Annotated in this window: 29 protein-coding genes; 7 read left to right on the top strand and 22 right to left on the bottom strand. The window is 38.9% G+C overall.

Annotated features, from left to right (window positions below; translation table 11 throughout):
- Nucleotides 1-10: 10 nt before the first annotated feature.
- From WKI23_RS07485 to WKI23_RS07380, 22 genes are all read right to left on the bottom strand, one after another.
- Nucleotides 11-1,234 (bottom strand): PBSX family phage terminase large subunit, encoded by a 1,224-nt coding sequence (locus WKI23_RS07485; RefSeq protein ID WP_368079476.1) that lies wholly within the window; start codon nt 1,232-1,234, stop codon nt 11-13.
- Complete coding sequence (locus WKI23_RS07480) at nt 1,224-1,682, bottom strand: hypothetical protein (protein WP_050206935.1); 459 nt, start codon at nt 1,680-1,682, stop codon at nt 1,224-1,226. The genes WKI23_RS07485 and WKI23_RS07480 overlap by 11 nt, the downstream gene beginning before the upstream one ends.
- 179 nt (nt 1,683-1,861) lie before the next feature.
- Complete coding sequence (locus WKI23_RS07475) at nt 1,862-2,977, bottom strand: DNA modification methylase (RefSeq protein ID WP_368079475.1); 1,116 nt, start codon at nt 2,975-2,977, stop codon at nt 1,862-1,864.
- A gap of 536 nt (nt 2,978-3,513) precedes the next feature.
- Nucleotides 3,514-3,936: a DUF1492 domain-containing protein gene (locus WKI23_RS07470; RefSeq protein ID WP_368079474.1), complete on the bottom strand. Its 423-nt coding sequence runs from the start codon at nt 3,934-3,936 to the stop codon at nt 3,514-3,516.
- 77 nt (nt 3,937-4,013) lie between these two features.
- Nucleotides 4,014-4,325 carry a hypothetical protein gene (locus tag WKI23_RS07465; RefSeq protein ID WP_368079473.1) on the bottom strand — a complete coding sequence of 104 codons (312 nt, stop codon included), beginning with the start codon at nt 4,323-4,325 and terminating at the stop codon, nt 4,014-4,016.
- Nucleotides 4,309-4,731 carry a YopX family protein gene (locus WKI23_RS07460; RefSeq protein WP_368079472.1) on the bottom strand — a complete coding sequence of 141 codons (423 nt, stop codon included), beginning with the start codon at nt 4,729-4,731 and terminating at the stop codon, nt 4,309-4,311. Before WKI23_RS07460 ends, WKI23_RS07465 begins: the two co-directional genes overlap by 17 nt.
- 11 nt (nt 4,732-4,742) lie before the next feature.
- Nucleotides 4,743-5,165: a DUF7448 domain-containing protein gene (locus tag WKI23_RS07455; protein ID WP_050199228.1), complete on the bottom strand. Its 423-nt coding sequence runs from the start codon at nt 5,163-5,165 to the stop codon at nt 4,743-4,745.
- On the bottom strand, nt 5,162-5,422 hold the full coding sequence (locus WKI23_RS07450; protein WP_368079471.1) for a DUF1372 family protein: 261 nt from the start codon (nt 5,420-5,422) through the stop codon (nt 5,162-5,164). The genes WKI23_RS07455 and WKI23_RS07450 overlap by 4 nt, the downstream gene beginning before the upstream one ends.
- A complete protein-coding gene (locus WKI23_RS07445) occupies nt 5,419-5,601 on the bottom strand; it encodes a hypothetical protein (RefSeq protein ID WP_368079470.1) in 183 nt (60 codons plus the stop codon). The genes WKI23_RS07450 and WKI23_RS07445 overlap by 4 nt, the downstream gene beginning before the upstream one ends.
- A complete protein-coding gene (locus WKI23_RS07440) occupies nt 5,601-6,107 on the bottom strand; it encodes a DUF1642 domain-containing protein (RefSeq protein WP_368079469.1) in 507 nt (168 codons plus the stop codon). Before WKI23_RS07440 ends, WKI23_RS07445 begins: the two co-directional genes overlap by 1 nt.
- Before the next feature lie 11 nt (nt 6,108-6,118).
- On the bottom strand, nt 6,119-6,634 hold the full coding sequence (locus WKI23_RS07435; protein ID WP_368079468.1) for a hypothetical protein: 516 nt from the start codon (nt 6,632-6,634) through the stop codon (nt 6,119-6,121).
- Nucleotides 6,631-6,963 carry a hypothetical protein gene (locus WKI23_RS07430; protein WP_368079467.1) on the bottom strand — a complete coding sequence of 111 codons (333 nt, stop codon included), beginning with the start codon at nt 6,961-6,963 and terminating at the stop codon, nt 6,631-6,633. The genes WKI23_RS07435 and WKI23_RS07430 overlap by 4 nt, the downstream gene beginning before the upstream one ends.
- 171 nt (nt 6,964-7,134) lie before the next feature.
- Nucleotides 7,135-7,650 (bottom strand): hypothetical protein, encoded by a 516-nt coding sequence (locus WKI23_RS07425; protein WP_368079466.1) that lies wholly within the window; start codon nt 7,648-7,650, stop codon nt 7,135-7,137.
- 19 nt (nt 7,651-7,669) lie between these two features.
- Nucleotides 7,670-8,506: a PD-(D/E)XK nuclease-like domain-containing protein gene (locus WKI23_RS07420; protein ID WP_368079465.1), complete on the bottom strand. Its 837-nt coding sequence runs from the start codon at nt 8,504-8,506 to the stop codon at nt 7,670-7,672.
- Nucleotides 8,507-8,509: 3 nt separating this feature from the next.
- Nucleotides 8,510-9,481 (bottom strand): RecT family recombinase, encoded by a 972-nt coding sequence (locus tag WKI23_RS07415; protein WP_368079464.1) that lies wholly within the window; start codon nt 9,479-9,481, stop codon nt 8,510-8,512.
- A gap of 18 nt (nt 9,482-9,499) precedes the next feature.
- Nucleotides 9,500-9,685 (bottom strand): hypothetical protein, encoded by a 186-nt coding sequence (locus WKI23_RS07410; protein ID WP_023948007.1) that lies wholly within the window; start codon nt 9,683-9,685, stop codon nt 9,500-9,502.
- Nucleotides 9,682-9,861 (bottom strand): hypothetical protein, encoded by a 180-nt coding sequence (locus WKI23_RS07405; protein ID WP_368079463.1) that lies wholly within the window; start codon nt 9,859-9,861, stop codon nt 9,682-9,684. Before WKI23_RS07405 ends, WKI23_RS07410 begins: the two co-directional genes overlap by 4 nt.
- Before the next feature lie 129 nt (nt 9,862-9,990).
- On the bottom strand, nt 9,991-10,317 hold the full coding sequence (locus WKI23_RS07400; RefSeq protein ID WP_368079462.1) for a hypothetical protein: 327 nt from the start codon (nt 10,315-10,317) through the stop codon (nt 9,991-9,993).
- Between the two features lie 12 nt (nt 10,318-10,329).
- Nucleotides 10,330-10,641, bottom strand: coding sequence for an excisionase (locus WKI23_RS07395; protein WP_368079461.1), 312 nt, complete (start codon nt 10,639-10,641; stop codon nt 10,330-10,332).
- Between the two features lie 235 nt (nt 10,642-10,876).
- A complete protein-coding gene (locus WKI23_RS07390) occupies nt 10,877-11,731 on the bottom strand; it encodes an ATP-binding protein (protein ID WP_368079460.1) in 855 nt (284 codons plus the stop codon).
- Nucleotides 11,732-11,740: 9 nt separating this feature from the next.
- On the bottom strand, nt 11,741-12,559 hold the full coding sequence (locus WKI23_RS07385; RefSeq protein ID WP_368079459.1) for a replication initiator protein A: 819 nt from the start codon (nt 12,557-12,559) through the stop codon (nt 11,741-11,743).
- Nucleotides 12,560-12,573: 14 nt separating this feature from the next.
- Entirely contained in the window at nt 12,574-12,783 is a 210-nt protein-coding gene (locus WKI23_RS07380) for a helix-turn-helix domain-containing protein (RefSeq protein WP_000082682.1), read from the bottom strand.
- Between the two features lie 300 nt (nt 12,784-13,083).
- On the opposite strand from WKI23_RS07380, the gene WKI23_RS07375 reads away from it, so the two are divergent.
- The 7 genes from WKI23_RS07375 (at nt 13,084) to WKI23_RS07345 (ending at nt 17,291) form a co-directional block, all read left to right on the top strand.
- The gene (locus tag WKI23_RS07375) at nt 13,084-13,452 is read left to right on the top strand and encodes a helix-turn-helix domain-containing protein (RefSeq protein WP_000493079.1); all 369 of its coding nucleotides are present in this window, start codon (nt 13,084-13,086) and stop codon (nt 13,450-13,452) included.
- Complete coding sequence (locus WKI23_RS07370; protein WP_049512785.1) at nt 13,452-13,685, top strand: hypothetical protein; 234 nt, start codon at nt 13,452-13,454, stop codon at nt 13,683-13,685. The genes WKI23_RS07375 and WKI23_RS07370 overlap by 1 nt, the downstream gene beginning before the upstream one ends.
- Nucleotides 13,685-13,948, top strand: coding sequence for a type II toxin-antitoxin system RelE family toxin (locus tag WKI23_RS07365; RefSeq protein WP_000285962.1), 264 nt, complete (start codon nt 13,685-13,687; stop codon nt 13,946-13,948). The genes WKI23_RS07370 and WKI23_RS07365 overlap by 1 nt, the downstream gene beginning before the upstream one ends.
- A 12-nt stretch (nt 13,949-13,960) precedes the next feature.
- Nucleotides 13,961-14,341 (top strand): ImmA/IrrE family metallo-endopeptidase, encoded by a 381-nt coding sequence (locus tag WKI23_RS07360; protein WP_368079458.1) that lies wholly within the window; start codon nt 13,961-13,963, stop codon nt 14,339-14,341.
- 16 nt (nt 14,342-14,357) lie between these two features.
- A complete protein-coding gene (locus tag WKI23_RS07355; protein ID WP_368079457.1) occupies nt 14,358-15,428 on the top strand; it encodes a type I restriction endonuclease in 1,071 nt (356 codons plus the stop codon).
- A gap of 17 nt (nt 15,429-15,445) precedes the next feature.
- Nucleotides 15,446-15,892, top strand: a complete 447-nt coding sequence (locus WKI23_RS07350) for a hypothetical protein (protein ID WP_368079456.1) — start codon at nt 15,446-15,448, stop codon at nt 15,890-15,892.
- A 247-nt stretch (nt 15,893-16,139) separates the two neighbouring features.
- Complete coding sequence (locus tag WKI23_RS07345; protein ID WP_368079455.1) at nt 16,140-17,291, top strand: site-specific integrase; 1,152 nt, start codon at nt 16,140-16,142, stop codon at nt 17,289-17,291.
- The last annotated feature ends 118 nt before the right edge of the window (nt 17,292-17,409 follow it).

Raw genomic sequence — 17,409 nt, 5'->3', positions numbered from 1 at the left:
TCTTTCCTCTCTATAGACCATAATCAGAACGTCTGCGGACAGTTGCTTTAGGTTGTGCATGTTGCGAGTAAATCGCATAACGCACCGAATCCAGCACGTCGTCATTCTCTTTCACTGGCTCGCCTGTCTTCTCATTCCAGATGTATTGATAGACTTCATCTTTGAACTTGCTGACCTTGTTTGATACAACAAAAAAGCGCCCAGCTTTCATCAGCTTAGCTACTTCTTCAATACCAGACAAGACTGCTTTATTAGCGTTAAACGTCTTTAATTGCTCTCTTTGAAATCTTGCAACGTGTTCAGGTCGTGCGCTATCTGCCCAGAACGTAATATTCCCGTACCGTTCCTTGATATTCTTAGCGAGGTCTACCCAAAAGTCTATCTCTTTGTACTGATGCGCATGTTCCTCTAACAGATAAACCGAACCGTCAGATGTTTCTCCAATAACAACAATAGATCCAAAGTGCTCATATCCCCAGTCCACGCCTGCGTATATCTTCGTAATTTCATCAGGTATTTCTTTAATATACATACTTTCTTCAAAATCACGATACACTGCACCCTCACCAATTACCCAACGTCCATATATACCACGCTCTGTAAACATACCGCTTGGAGTTGTAGCAATTAAATTATTTATGTATCTCTGATTTAAAAAAGTATTATCAAAAATAGTGAAATGATTTGAAATTATCTTACTGCCGTCTGCTTTATCGATGTAATTCACTTTCAACCAATGTTTCGGGTGATCAGGGTTGGTGTCACATATAATTCTTGCTCCGAAACCAGAACAACGCTTTAATATTTCATCAAATACTTCTTTGTTAGCGAGTGTAGCTTCGTTGATATACGCTCCAAATGACGTCATACCACGGATAGCTTTCAAACCTGCGATTGAACCTGTAAATGTTGTAACAACATAAACACCAAAAAGAGAGAAATTCCCGTGCCTATCAAATCTAAAATCATGATTATAAGCATCTGAAATTTCTCTCAATATATTTGTTTGAAGAGTGCCCGAAGAAACCGCACCTAAAATATACATCGGATTTTTAACTCCGACCTTCTCAGCGTTTTTCTTGACTCGTTTTAATTCCATCAAAAATAAGTCATTATCTAGTTTTGTTTTACCAGCACGAACAGCTCCGTGATTGATCATCATGTACCAATCAGATGAAACAGATCTCTTCAAAATATCGACTTGTTTAGTTGTGTATAGTTGTTCAAGAGCCATTTCCCAAAGCGTCCTCCAGTTTATCAAAGTAATCAGACATTACATCTTCAGATTTCGCTCCACCTTCAAGCGTGATTTTGCGTTTTTCATTTTCAAGTTCAAGTGCTTTGATGCGTTCTTTTTGTTCTTTCTTATCAAGGCTATCCTTAGCATCTGTCGTAGTCAGCTTGCTGATTTGTTCAAATGCTCTAACGTTACCTTTCATAGCTTTCTGCATCATAACCATTGCTAAAGCCATTTCATTGGTCGTATCAAAACCTAAATCTTCTAGTTGTTTCTTAACATTTGGACTTGCTACATCTGCTTGCAAGATTGTCTCAAAAGCCTTTTTTAAGTTTGCTTTTTTTCTTCTAGCCTTTCCTGAAGCAATCCCACCTTTTGAGCCGTTTTTTCTAGCTTCGCTCTTGCTTCGTTTGTTAGCAGGTATCAAATTTTGCTCATTAGCCATCGCCTCACTTCCTTATCAAAAAAAATAAATTTAACTTACTTTTTCAGCGGTAAGTCCTGTCTCTTCTTCCCAACGTTTAATGGTCCGCTCTACATACACAGGATCTAATTCCATTGCATAACCAATTCTTTCAGAGCGTTCACAGACCATTAATGTAGAACCTCCACCATTAAAGCTATCTAGTATCTTGTCACCTTTTTACTGGAATTCAAAACACATCTAGCAATCAACTTCAAAGGCTTCATCGTCGGATGAATGTCGTTTCTAACAGGTTTATCCTCGTAAAAGACAGTCGTCGGAGATGTATCCTGCATGGTCTTGATGTAAGAAATCAATTCGCTTTTTGTCATTTCTTTTAGATTTTCTTCATCTTCTTCAATGACAGTAGCTAGTGAGCGATTGTCCACAAAATAGTGACTCGCTCCGTCTTTCCAACCGTATAGGCAGGGTTCATGCTTCCATTGATAGTCCTGACGACCTAACACAATAGCATTCTTGACCCAGATAATAGACTGTTTCAGTAACCAACCTGTCTCTTTTACTGCAGCTCTAAAATTTAAACCTTCCGAATCTACATGCCAGATATAGAACGCCCCTCCTGGTTTCAAGTGGTTGTTTGCAACCGCAAACGCATCTCTTAGAAACTGTCTAAAACTAACATCATCCATGCTATCGTTCATAATTGTCATGGCTTCATCAGTTCCTCCTTGATAGGCCACGTTGTAGGGCGGGTCTGTAACATATAAATCTATCACCGCACCATCAATTAACCGTGCCATATCTTCAGCAGATGTGCTATCACCACACATCAAACGGTGTCGTCCTAGCTGAAAAATATCTCCATATTCTACTTTCGGCTTCTCTTCGGAATCGATATCGGCTTCTTCTCCCGTCTCTTTTTCATCTTCTTCAAAATCATCTAAAGAAAAGTCAATATCTTTGAACCCAAACATCGTCATATCAAAACCAGTAAGTTCATCTAATTCGCTATAAAGTAGTTCAACGTCCCAATCAGCAAGCTCCCCTGTCTTATTATCAGCAAGTCTAAATGCCTTAATCTGTTCCTCTGTCAAATCATCTGCAATAAGAACTGGTACAGTTTTTAACCTTAAAAACTTAGCTGCCTTAAACCTTGTGTGTCCGTTTACGATTTCTCCATCTATCGTTGCGACAATCGGAACCTTAAAACCAAATTCATTTATAGAATTAGCTACTGCTTCAACTGCTTGTTCATTGTTCCTAGGGTTATTTTCGTAAGGTCTTAGCCATTCAATCGGCTTATCAACAATCTTCACTGTTTCCCTCCTCAAGAAACCAAAAAACACACATCCAAAAGATATGCGTTTCTCGGGTTATATAGTCTTTGACTTTGTTTTTTACAGCCAATTCTGTAAAAATTGGAACGACAGGATTCGAACCTGCCTACGTTTCAGACCCTTTATAGTCATATCGCTCCACCAACTGCAAGACGACTACTACCTTGCGTGTTAATTAGAAATAAATTTTCTGATTTATTTTTTGTAGTCGTTACGGCGATGCCCGGAATCGAACCGAAAAAGTTTGAAAATACATTGGAGAGAAAATCACTTTACGCCTGTCACCGCCAAAACGAGGCCGAAACCTCAAAAATATTATAAAAATTATAAAGGAGACATCAATGAACGAAATAGAGGAAGGGACTCGAACCCCAATGCCTTTACGACACCCTGATTTCAGGTAACCATCTACCAAATTCTGAGACCTCTATCTCTAATTATTGACACTACCATTCTATCAGAATTACAAAACTGTGCTAACAAGTATCATTTTTTCCTGTACGGTTTTGTAAAGTTCAATTTAGTTCCATTCTCTCCAAAACCTCATTCAGTTCAGAGATAGCCATATTCCGCCAAGTATAGAAAGTTGTTCTGCTGATTTCCATTTTGTCACAAATATCATCAACATACATCTTAGTAATGTAAGCCATCCTGAGAATAGACCTGCTCTTTGGATTTTTAAGCCTGTTAATCATTCTACCTAATTCAATTTTTCTGTTAATAACCTCTTTAGTATCCTGCTCTATAGCCTCTTTCATCACTACCAGCTGAGTATAGACATCATCAACTTTTCTAGCCTGTCCACCTTGGACTTTGACACCTGACCACTTCGGACTTGAGAGCAAACCTGCCTCAAGCTCATTGATTTCATCTATACGGCTTTGGATGTCCATGTCCAGATCCTGCAACTCTTTCAAGAGTTCTTTAGCTTTGTTCACTCTCTGTCTCCTTTGTGATATAATAGTCTTTGCGAGAACTATTAGCTGAGACAGAGAATGTCTTGGCTTTTTTTATTTTACAAAAGGCTCACCACAATCCACATAAAAGCCCAAAAAACGAGATACCAGTAAATAACTTTTCCTAGGACCTCCAACCAAGATTTTTCTGTATCACCTTTCGGATTTCCAGTAATCGCAGTAATGAGCAAATCAATTCCGACAGCCTGCCAAAATGTTATTCTTTGGATTTCAAATGTTGCTGCAATGATGTTATTCCAACCGTACTGAATGACTACTCCTGCGAGCCATAGGCTGATAAATAAGGTTAGTACCATACCTAGACAACCGCCTAACACTTGTGGTAAGGAGTATTTATTTTCGTTTTTCATCTATTACCTCCAAAAGCTCTGGGTTCTCATATACATTCCCCACGACCTCACAATCAGTATGTCGTAGCCACAATTCACATCCGTGTTGTTTAGATTCAAGACGATAGGCTCCACCACGATGTCTTACAACCTCGTAATAAGTCGGTTCAGAGTAGACATCCTTAGCCATTTTGACTATGTCACCTTCAAAGATTTCCTTGCCGTTTTTATCAAATAGTCCTGTTGATTGCATTAGTACGATTTCGTCAAAATCATAACAATAGATATCTCTATCGTCTGGTAAACCATTCTCAAAATAAACTTGTTGTGTCACTATTTCTTTGTTTTCGTAGTCAATATCAAGAATGTCATCTGGAAAAACCATGCGTTTTTCTATTTTTATCCACGCTCTATATCTTGGTGTCATGTTAAATCCTCCTAAGCATTAACAACTGGAAAATGAATATCACCAATCACTAAAGAGCCTACGCTGTAATAATAGCCGTTATGCTCTGCTTCACAATTGGCAATAGCTACAGGGTTCTGATTATGGAAGATAGTTACTTTGTTTTTATAACCAGTTCCCCAATGGTCGGGGATTTCTTCCGGTTCTCCAATTTCAACATTAGTAATCACAGCGTCAAGTGATACATCTTGGAACTCCCCACCTGCTGAGGCACAGCAATCACTTTCAGACATTTCAATAGTGACCTTTGTGCCGTCTTCAAGCAGCAAAAAGTCTTTATCCCATTTCACAATACGCTTAAAGAGCAACAATTCTTTAAGCTCTTCCAACGACCCGTACCTTGCATTTTTCCAATCAGGCTCATAATAGTCTGGTAGTTTAATAGTTTCTGTCATAGTAACACCTCATCCCCTACTTTGATTTTCTCAAATTGTTCTCTAGTGACTACGAAAATCCCATAATCTCTGATAGTCACTGTGTACAACTTCCCATGTCGCCCTTTCTCAAGGACACGCCCGAATATCTCAGCGCCTGCGTTGTCTGCCTTATAGACAATCATCGGGCGCTTTTCTTCTAGTGTTTTAATGTGGATACTCTGCCAGATGTTCAATCCAGCAGATAGCAGAATCCAGATTGCGATAAATCGTTTCAATCTGTTGCCTCCTCTTCATAAACAAAGAAATAAAGCACTTTTTTAGGATTGATATGAGCCGCCCCAGCTTGCATCAAATGTCCGTTGTTAAACTGGCTAATTAGTCGTCTAACATCTTTCTCACTACAATTAACCACTTCAACCATGTTATTATCTGTAAAATAAAATTCAATCCTCATCACTCCACCTCCGTCAATTCCACGCCTGGGCAATCGAACACCCAGCCGAAGCCAGCTTCTTCTATTTCTTTGCGGGTGAATTTAGTTCTAAAAGGATGCCACTCACCGCACCAAAATATTTTGCCATCTTTTTCGCACAAAAATTGAGCGTGGTTCATGTAATTTCTAGCTTTTGGCATAGAAATCCGATACCGCTTCTCTTCCTCGATCTCGTAGCCGAAAAGCCAAGCTAGTGCGAATGTTTCTTGGTTATCTGAGTCTTCAAAGAGCCAACGAAAAACGCTTTTGTTTTTTGCTTCTTCAGAACGATATAATGCGTGAGCTAAAGTAATTTTCCTGACTTTACAATACTCAATCCAATCCTCCACAAGCTGAGGAACTTTGACTTTTTCTGGTTTGTTTAACTTCTCGTATTCTCGGATAAGATTTTTTGCGCCTTGATACGAGTAAATATGTCCAAGCTCACGCATTCTTTCGATTAAATCTGTTATTTGTTTTTCATTCATCTTCTAACTCCTCAACTCACCTTGTGACTTTCCAGATTTCCAAATTCTTGGCCGTGGTTTACAAAATATGAACCAATCAGGATAGCGTCAGCTTCGTCGTCTTTAACACTAAGGTCGAATTTATCCGCAACCTTAGCAACGGCCTGCAGCTTCATTGACTTCTTGCTTCGGTCCTTATAACTAAACTTCCAATACTTGCGCCAGGTCGAAACATTCACGAAAAATACATTGTCAGCAATCAACCGGCCAAGAATGATACCTGTCACAATTCCAATACTGATCATGGACTGTTGGTTCGGCCCCATGACCGAGTTCTTCTCGACCACAATTGACTCAAACGGCTCATTGTATTTCTGTAAAGTTCTTGATTGAATCGCTCGCAATTCACTAGCCATGAACCGACCACGTTCAAAAAACGACTTGCTTTTATGCTTTAACACACCACTCTGGACAAGGTCAGAGCCGTGAAATACGGCCCAGCCTGTCGCAGTAGTTGAAATGTCTAACGATAATGTCAGAGATTTCATTGCAGTTCTCCCTTGAATCCACAGAGATCAAATAGGTTTCGTTTATTATTCTCAATAAACTCAAAGAATTTCTGGAGTTCGGCCAAGTTTCGTTTTTCTGCCTTGACTCCTAAACTGGAATGGTATTCTGTCGGCTCTTTTGGTGTTACCTTCACATCTAACCAGTATAGTGGTTCAAATACATCGCCTTCAGTGTCCAAAGATGTATCGGAATCCAAATTCCTAAATTGCATCTGAATATCATATTTAATCCTATTTGTAACCGTTATGTCGTTTCTAGATATGTTAAGTACAATACTCGTTCCTGCTATATCAATTTTATAATTCATTAATTTTCTCCAAAAAATGCGACTGCCTTTGTGAGAATTGGCTAAATACGGGCAGTCGCTCGTCCAAGGTCACATGACCGTTTTTTGACGCTTTCTAGTTCGCAGTTTTACAAGAATGCACGGCTTGTTGATTTTTTGAGTTGTTTCCATTTTGGAAACAGTTGGTTTTGGTTATTTTGATTCTTCAATAGCAAACATATCCTCGAATTCATCTGTCTGCTCTTTAAATTTCATCGGGCTGTCCCCTCTGAAATAAAATCCATTTTCATCCAATTCCCCTTTAACTCCTGTCGCCCAAGACAAGAAAATTGAGCCTTGGCAGTCAGGGCAATTCATGAATTTAAAGGAAGACGGGACTTTCCACCGCTTCGCACATCCGCAAAATGGACATTGTAAATCAACATCTACCTTCTCGCTTGGTTTCTGCGAAACCGCTGGACTTCCGCTAAATTTTGCTGACAATCTGTCTGTGGCTTCTTTGATATTGACAGGACCGACTTCAGCTAATTTTTCAGCATCATTTTTTAAAACGGTCTTTGCGTCCCCGGCCTCTTTCCGACTCAAATCCTCAAGGATTTCATCAGACCCTGTGACCATCTGATAGGCCTTGAATAAGGTTTGATAATCAAGTTCCTGTGCTCGCTCAAAGCTCAATTTTATGTCATCTTGTTCAATATAGATTTTCATTCTTTCCTCACTTTTTAATTTAATAATCACTTTCAATCAAGTCATTCAAGCTAACTACTGCATTCAGCTTTTTCTGGCTTCTGCAGTAATCGCAATGACTACATTTTTTAGGTTCTTTCAGACCTTGAATAACATCCCAAACTTCGACAATTTCAGACTTGATTTTATCTAAACCTTCTTCAAGCCATTCATCATCGATTTTCAAAATATCACGGTCTGGCACGTTTTCCTTACTGACCGCTACAATGTAAGGTCTAAAATCATTCCCAGTCATTTGTTTCAGCAATTCACGATATAGACCAAGTTGTCCATGATATCCAAAGTTAAGAATATTGTTAACTGCTGCAGGAACTTTCTTTTTAAGTTCTGCGCTCCATTCTTCAGCGTAGATGGACTTCATGGTTTTCAAATCCACGAAATAACCACGACTTAGATTCACGCTATCCAGCTTTCCTTTGACTGGTACTCCTTCAATTTCTCCATAAACAATCAACTCTTTTTGAACTTCATCTGATGGATAACCGTGATACAAATGATTAAATCCATCATCGTCCTTTAGGCTTGCAATCATCTTATCGCCGATTACAAAATCAGATTTTAGATTTCCTTTGTTCTTTCCAGTCTTAGCTAGTAACTTGTCACCATTTTCATCCATGAACTGCTGATGTGCTTCTGGGCTTTCAAAGTAACTGTGAACATAATTTCCGAGGAGAAGAGGGGTTTCGTCTCTCTCCTCAATCCATTGCCCACTGTCCAAAGCAAAGGCCTTGGCCTGGCATTGCTGATACCGTTTAAAGCGTGAGTTGGTCAAGTAGCTTGTATCCTGGTAGTAGTTCTCTTGTGTTAGTTCTTCCATAGCCTACTCCTTAATATTGGTCGTGTTTCCCTCAAAGAAACTAATCTCTTCCAAAACTTCGCCCGTTTCTTCGTCAAAATCTGGAATTTCATCTGTTGAGTATTCGGTAGAAGCTAACTCGTCAGGAATTGCCGTTTTTTCAGCCGTTTTAGGGGGTGTTTTGGTTTCTTCGGTAAATTCTCCATCTACAACGTTGTCGGGCTCTACGGGCGTGCTAGGAGTTTTTAAGATATCGTCTAACGTTTCAACTTCATCCCTCACTGGTTCGGCCTCTTTCACTGGACGCTCATTGTCATACTCATTTTCTGTAGTACGGTTCACAGCATCAATAAATAAATCATTATCATCACTAGTATTAAAGAACTGTTTCGCAGCACGATTGATAACTGTACGCTTAGCCATTTCTTGAGGGAAGTTATTCTGAACATTCTTAGTTTTAGCTTGCGCCCAAGACTTGTCAATTTCTTTTTTGGTCATAACAGTCAGGATTTTCTCCCCATCCTCTTTTTCGATAATGCAATAAGCTCCTGCGATTGGATTGTCTGCATTAACCCAATCCGTTTCATGGCTAACAAAAACTTTCCGACCATTTTCGTTCTTAATTTGGAATTTGTCGCCCTCATAGATAACTTCTGCATAAATATCTTTTACTTCTGGTAATTGCTTAACAACTTTCATAGTGCCAAAATATGACCTAGTCAACTTAACAGTATTTCCGTAAGGGATAAAATAACACTGAGTCTTTGCCGGGCTAAGTCCTTGAGTCACCATGTCAAGAAGCGCATTGTAGATACTATCTTGAGTGCACATTTGGAGCAAATTCCCGCTGCTGGAATTTTTTAGAGCATAGTATGCTGAACTTAGGGCGTTACTTACGCTATAATTCTGTGCAATCATTAGCCCCTCGTTTTGCATTTCTCCAATGCGTGCTGCAACTGGTGATGTAATTTGTTTTTGTGTTAGTTCGTTAGTCATTTTCTTCTCCTTTTAGTTTTAGTAATTAAACATTGTTCCACAGTATCCAGCGTCTTCCAATGCTAATTTTTGAAAATAATGTAACATGTCATTAATACTCATTTTTCTAACCATTTTCTCGGTTAGGGACTCGCCATCAATTTCTGCTTTCATTTCTTCTCTGAGTTCTTGTTTCCATTTTTTGTAATATAATCGCTTTTTCATTTCTTTCTACCTTTCGTCTTCTTCAGATTCCAATTTTCACGCTTCAAGCGCTTGTTCTCGTTTTGCAATCTCAAAATAACGTCCTGTTGTTCGTTGATGATTTGCCCCATCTCTTGGCCAAGATGCATATAATCAGCTCGCCAGTTGTCGATTTCTGCAAGTAGTTCTTCAATCATACTTCATCACCCACATATCGACGTCTACCGCATCCGATATCCACATACTCGCTTGGGTCAAGTTCTTCTCGTGGTTCAGGCGGTTGCATCATATCCCTGTCGTAATCAAACATTAGCGTCTCCTTTGCTCTATCCCAAATACTTTGCATATCGTACTCTCCGTGGCTCTGGTAATGCCAAGGGTTCTGGCTTCAAGCCTACAGGCGGTTCATTATCAAACGTAAAGCCTTTGAACTCCCGACGGATATTCTTGCGGATTTGTTCTCTTTCAATCTCACGTCCCATTTCAAGAATTTCATTACAAGCTCTAACCACTTGCGTGTCATATTCTTCTTGCAATCGTCTTTCTTCCTCTTCCTGCTTCTCCAGCTGATGAACTAGAATCCCTGCGCTGATAAATCCCAAAATCACTGCACCAGTTCCCAAAAGCTGGTTGATTAATGGTGGTTCAAACATTTCTTCTCTCTCCTATACTCCAAATTGTTTTTCTTTCTTGATATTCTCAAGCATTTCTGATAAAGTTTCTTTCTTCGTACGATATCGATTTCTGCTTTTCCATTTAACAAATAAGCGAAATCCTTCGTAATCAATAAATACAATCTTATGAGTTGGGTTATCGATGAACTGCTTAAAATCTGGATGTTCTCGCATTTCACTAGCCCAAACTTTGGCTGTTCCTGTAGTCAACCCTTCCCATCTCTGACAAAGATGGCTATAATCACCATGCGTAGCTTTTTCGTCCACATCAACTGGCTTATAAGTAATTTCTGTTTTCGGCATGCAATTTCCTCTCTTTCGTGTTATAATCATGTTGAATATTTTTGATATGCGCCTGATTGCCGTCAGGTGCTTTTATTTTTAGATTCTATAGACGCTTCCATTTGTTGCATAGTACGTCAGCTCGTTCATCTTATTTGTGAACCGTTCGTCTGTCGTAATCAGCAACCTCCCTTTAAGCAGAGTTGATAGTCCGTAGTGATTAGCTTCAAACTGTTCAATAATTTTCTGACGTTCTTCAGTAGTCACTTGCGGACAGGGTGCGTCTAGACTCTGTGTCGTTGCTAAATTTGAACGCATTGGTCTTCATGTTTCCTTTCGTTATTCTATCTACAAGGCTTTTCTCATAAAGTTGCTCCAAATGATTGCCCCCGTAGTTTGTTGTAATAATCGTATTCGTCCTGTTTTCAAGTATCTGATACAGGACTTTTTGCATCCAGTTATTCCCCTGCTTGATTTCATCGCCTACACTTGACTCTTTGCCAAGGTCATCCAAAATCAAGTAGTCCACTTTCTGCAAGAACTGGATAGTCCGTCTTTCTTCCCACTTGGAATCCTTGTATCTAAAAGCGTCTTTCATCCGTGAGAAAAGCTCCATGGAGGGAATATAGACCACCGAGCGCTTCAACTGGAACTTCTGGAAACTCTCGTTGAGTGTCTTGGCAATTCCAACCGCTAGATGGCTCTTACCAACTCCAGGCGGTCCGCTGATAATCGTATTCCCCTCATATCGCTCCTTCACATAGTCAACCGTCACACGCTTGGCAAAATTGACTGCCTCAGCATCTTGGTCTGTGTGAATCTCAAAGTTACCGATAGTAGCATCTTTCAAATCAGGCGGAATGATACTCTCCTTAGTAAATAAAGAGTAGGATCTTGTATTCCTAATTTGAGCCTCAGCTTGAGCAAGTTGTTCCCCTGCTTGACTATGGATTTTCTCCTGCCAACATTCAGGGCAATAAGTTAGCACGTTCTGCGTGCAAGGGTTGACTGAGCGCCACATATAGACCCCCTCATGCTTAGGGCATTGGGTATTCAAGGTTTCAATCTGTAAAAACCTACCCTGCAATTCATCTCTTGATACTGCTCGCATAGCACCCTCCTAGAATCCAAGTCGTGGGTTGTAACCATCGTCTGATAATTTCAAGGCATTCCCTTGATAAGTACTTGACCTCTTCGGTTTCTGCCTATTCTCTACTAACTCAGCAGTTACTAGCCCCTTCTGCTTCCAATCTCTCAAAATGCTACTGAGATACTTGAAATAAGGCTTACCATTGCCCACACACTCCTTGATAGCTAATTTGATAACCTCTTTACTATGGTCTTGTAAGAAGTAATTTAAATCCTCAATCTCGAACGGTGTCGGTTGTCGTCCAAACTCTGAATAAATCCAATCATAGACAATACCAAGGTCATTTTCTGCTGGGGCGTCCTCAATACTAAATAGATTATTAGCACCAGCACCATCTGGTTCACTCAGTCTTGATATATTAGTCTTGATATTATCAGTCTTGATTCCGTCTAATTTTTGGACTTCTTGAAGTCTATTTTCTAGACTTCCTGAGTCTAATTTTTGGACTTCTTGAAGTCTATTTTCTAGACTTCCGTTGATATATATACGATTGGGCTTATTTACTCCTTGCTGATCCTCTCTGATTAAGCCATAATCACTCAGTTCTTTCTTTGCATTTATTACTGATTGACGGCTGCAGGAGAGCTTATCCATGAATTCTTCAATAGTGAAGTAAACAAAGACATCTCCGTTTCTGTCGTGCCACTTATTCTGAACCGACAATGTACGCCTGTCAAAGACTAGCATATACATGACTTTGCCCCTCAAGCTAAGACCTTTGTATTTTTTATCTAGCAACCACTGAGGGAATTGATAAAAAGCATTGTTTTTGACTTCGCTTATTTTCAATCATTCTTTCTCCTTTACTCCTCAAATTTCTCCCATGACTCGTTGATTCGCAACTTCTTGTTGATGCGAAGTTTCAAGTCATCGCTCCCTTTTCCATCTTTAAACAACTGAGTGATAGCTGATGGACTAACACCTACAACAATGGCCAAGTCCGTCTGTGACCATCCACGTTTTTCAATTCGCTCTTTTACAAGCTCAATCCATTTACGATGTTGTTGACTCATGCGACCTCCTCCTTTTTAATTAATTAAGTTAAAGAGTTAGTAAATTATTTTATAAAACGCTTGACAGCTTTTAGCGTATCTGCTAAAATGAAAGCATAATTAAAAACCTTGATAAAACCTTATATCTATCAACTTACTCGCTCACTAAAGCTATTTATTTTTAGATAAGTTTTAACTTCGTTTTTTACTAACTCATTAACTTACAAAAACTATTTTAGCGTAAACGCAAAATAATGTCAACTATTTTTTGCGTATTTTATAAAATATTTTTTGTCATGTCTTAGAAAGGCTGATAAATCAATGTTTTCTACTTTTGAAATCGTAAAAGATTTATGTGAAAAACAAGGGATTTCGCTAAATACTTTAGAAGATAAGCTAAAACTAGGCAAAAATTCTTTGTATGGGTTGAAGAGAAATCAACCTTCTGCCGAACGGCTACAACAGATCGCCGACTACTTCAACGTATCCACAGACTACCTGCTCGGACGAACGGATAACCCTGCTATCGCTGGGAGTGATGAATTTGCTCAAGTAAACGGACAAATCATAGACTTACGCAAAGCAGCAGCCAACACCATGTTATTTGACGGGAAACCACTAAATGAAGATGATATCGACTTCATCACATCCGTCCTATCCGCCCACTTCAAAAGCAAAGGAGAACGCTAATGACTATCACTATCAACTTCACAGAAAAAAATTCCTACATCACGGACTACCTAAACAAACACGGTATCGATACAACGACCATGGATTTTGACGACTTCATGGCACTCATGGAAGATATCGAAGACGCACGAGCAGCCGACCAAGCCTATATGGAGTATTTAGCCGACCCAGTTACTTATACCATGGATGAGGTCTTGGATGAACTAGGACTAACTCGAGAGGATATTGCTTAATGTATCGGCTAGATATTGATAAAAAAGCTCTCAAGCAACTTAAAAAACTAGATACCCCAACCAGAAAACAAATCCTATCCTGGCTTGCTAAAAACATTGAAAACACGACTAATCCACGACAACATGGAAAAGCATTAAAAGCCAACCTTGCAGGTTACTGGCGATACAGAGTAGAGAATTACCGCATCATCTGTGATATCCAAGACGATAAACTAGTCGTCCTAGCCGTGGAAATCGCCCACCGCAGAGATGTTTATAAATAACGAAGGAGAACTATGACACTCGCTAAACTCTGCGAAGAATATCAAGTAGAACTTTGTCTCTTCGACGGTTCAAACTGGCACAGTAGCGGTTTCTACAATCCAGACACAAACGTACTCGCTATTGACAACAACTTGACTCCTGAACAACAAATCCAAGTCGCCCTACACGAACTTGGACACAAAGACCACACACGCTCAGAGTACCAGAACGCCCGTCTACGCTGTGAAAACGAAGCTGATAGGAATATGATCCATCATCTCGTAAAAGACGCACTAGAAAACTTAGACGACCCCACAGAGTTTGATTACCTCAAATTCATGTCTTACTACAATCTAAAAACCATGACAAATGAAATCATGGTTAAAGAAGAGTATTTAGCATTAGTAAATTAAAAAAAGGAGTATCAATATGGAAATTGATAAAGTAAAAGCCGATTTAAAACAAGTCGGCAAACGTGTAGCAGAACTCAGCCAAAGCATTACAAATGAAGAACAAACAAAGAATGCCTTCATTATGCCATTCTTCCAAGCGCTTGGATACGACATCTTTAACCCTCTTGAGTTTGTCCCAGAGTTTACTGCCGATGTGGGCATTAAAAAAGGCGAAAAAGTCGACTATGCAATCATTTTGGATGGTGAACCACAAATTCTAATTGAATGTAAATCAATCACAGAAAACCTTACTAAACATGACTCTCAACTATTCAGATATTTCGTAACAACTAAATCGAAATTCGGTATCTTGACAAATGGTAGAGAATATAAATTCTTCACTGATTTAGATGAACCAAATAAAATGGACACAACTCCATTCTTAACAATTGATGTGACTGATATTAAAGAAAATCAATTCACAGAGATTATAAAATTCCACAAAGAGAATTTTGATATTGATAATATTGTTTCATCAGCTTCTGAATTGAAATATCTCAACAATCTTAAAGCGTTTCTGACTGAAAACATCACTACACCTTCAGATAGTTTCCTCAGATATCTAACATCAGAAATCTATGAAGGTCGTGTGACTCAAAATATCTTAACGACATTTTCTCCTATCATCGTGAAAGGATTTAATCAATTCATCACAGAAAGAGTTAATGAAAAATTAAGTGCTGCACTTAATACAAGCGTTGAAACAAAAGTAACAACCGATATTCAAAAAGTTGAAGCTGAACCTGAAGAGATTGTTGAAGCAGCTGATGAAATTATCACAACTCCTGCTGAGTTAGAAGTCTATACTGTTGTTAAAATGCTTGCTAAGGATGTAGTATCACCAGAACGTGTATTTTACAGAGATAACCGAAGTTATTTCAATGTTTTGGTTGACGATAATATCAAAAAATGGGTATTACGTTATCGTTCAAATTCAAAGAAAAGCACAATCGAAATTCGTGATAAAGGTATCTTCCCAGTATCCACTCCCCTCGAAGTCGCAAATTATGCTAACGAGATTCTAGAAGTAATTGAAAAATTTGCATAAGATAAAGGAGAACACCCATGAAAAAACTACTAACAACATCAGCTATCTTGCTCAGTGCTACAGTCTTGGTAGCATGTTCTAACAACCAATCAGCTACCAAAGATAGCTCGGAGCAACCAAAAACCGAGCAAACTAAAGCAAATGACAAACCTGCTTCTAAAAAGGCTACTAGCTTAGACGATTTTAAAAAAGCACTAGAAAGCAATGGCTTCACTATCAAAGAAGAAATCTCAAAAGAAGCTAGTCTTATTCAAGCCGAATCAGGGAAAGGGTTCATCTTAGAGGATGATACTGCCGTAGAAGTTTACGAATACTACGAGAAAAACCCAATGTTTAAAGAAGCTAAAAAAGAAAAAGAGTTAATCGGACACCCTGCTTATATCTACGGAAATTATGTTGTTTTAGTGCTTAATGCTACAGACTCAAAAGATAAGATTCTAGAGAGTTTCAAAGGCTTTGAGTAGATCGTTGACAGTATTTATAAATTGAACTATAATTAAGTTACTTAGAGGCAAGCCCTCATAATTTTAGACTTTGCACCTTAGCGTGCCAGGGGAAGTAACTTAACTGTTGCTTCCCTTTTTAAAAACTAAAAAATCCCCACGCTCTCAAACTTTGGCGAGTCTGAGCGTGAGGATATCCTGGATAGTAAAAGGCATTAAAAAGCCCTCTTTACTATACCTATTTTATCAAGAAATGAGGTGAAAATCAATGTGGATGGAAGAACTTTCTAACGGAAAATACAAATTTTTTGAACGATATAGAGACCCGTATACTGAGAAATGGAAAAGAGTGTCTGTCACCCTTGACTCTGGATCAAGCAGGGCAAAGAAAGAAGCTCAGAAGCAGCTGGATGAGAAGATAGCAGAAAAGCTACAAAATCTTACTACTACTGATATGCTTTTTACAGACGTACTCAACGACTGGTGGGAACTTCATAAGAAATCTATCAAGCCATCTACTATCAAGACCATGGGCTATGCCGTAGATGAAGTAAAAGAGACTTTTGCGCCTGACGTGAAAATAAAAAATATCACTGCCAAATACACCCAGCAGTACTTTACGGACTCGGAAGAAAATCATATCAAACTCAAAAAGCAAAAGTCAGTACTAAGCATGGTTTTTAAGTATGCGCTTGATCTGGAACTAGTAGATAGCAATCCTGTTCAGCGTGTAAGACTTCCTAAAAAGGTTGTTACATACGAAAATATGGAACAGATTGAGGATAAGTTCCTTGAGCAAAGTGAATTAAAAAGACTTCTTAAAGCCATGAAAAACTACAATCGGGGCTATCACGTTGCTCGTATGGCTGAATTCATGGCGCTGAACGGCTGCCGTGTCGGGGAAGCTGGGGCTCTGAAGTTTGAAAATTATGATAAAGAAAATCGCACTATCACCATCAATGGCACTTTAGATCCAACCAGGAAAGGTTCTGAGGGTATTAAGACCACCCCAAAAACTTTGTCATCTATAAGGGTAGTTGACTTAACCAAAAAAGAAATAGAGATTATTGAAGAATTTATCGAACTGCACAAAATCAGAAAAAGCACCAATCCGAACTACAAAGACATGGGATTTATCTTTGTATCAGCAAACGGCATTCCTATTCATAAATCAAGTATCGGCAAGCTTATGAAAAATGCAAACGCAACTCTTAAAAATCCAATCAACAAACCACTGCACCCGCATATCCTGCGCCATACACTAATCAGCACACTTGCTGAAAACAATATCCCTTTAAAAGCAATTACTCAACGTGTTGGCCACAAAGACAATGGAAAAACAACAATGGAGATTTATACCCACGTTACAAAAAATATCAAGTCAAGAGTCGTAGACGTGCTAGACAAAATTTACAAATAGTTGTGCCCCTTTTTTGCCCCCTGACACATAAAAAGAAAAACCGCTACTCCCAAGAATAGCGGTTTAATCATGTTTTTAAGCTACTAATGTAGTCGCTCTATTATTTAAGAGTAACTGA

It is taken from the genome of Streptococcus pseudopneumoniae (assembly GCF_038148955.1).
Classification (GTDB): Bacteria; Bacillota; Bacilli; order Lactobacillales; family Streptococcaceae; genus Streptococcus; species Streptococcus pseudopneumoniae_T.
The sequence above is the reverse complement of the archived record's forward strand: the minus strand, read 5'-3'. Positions and strand labels throughout refer to the sequence as shown.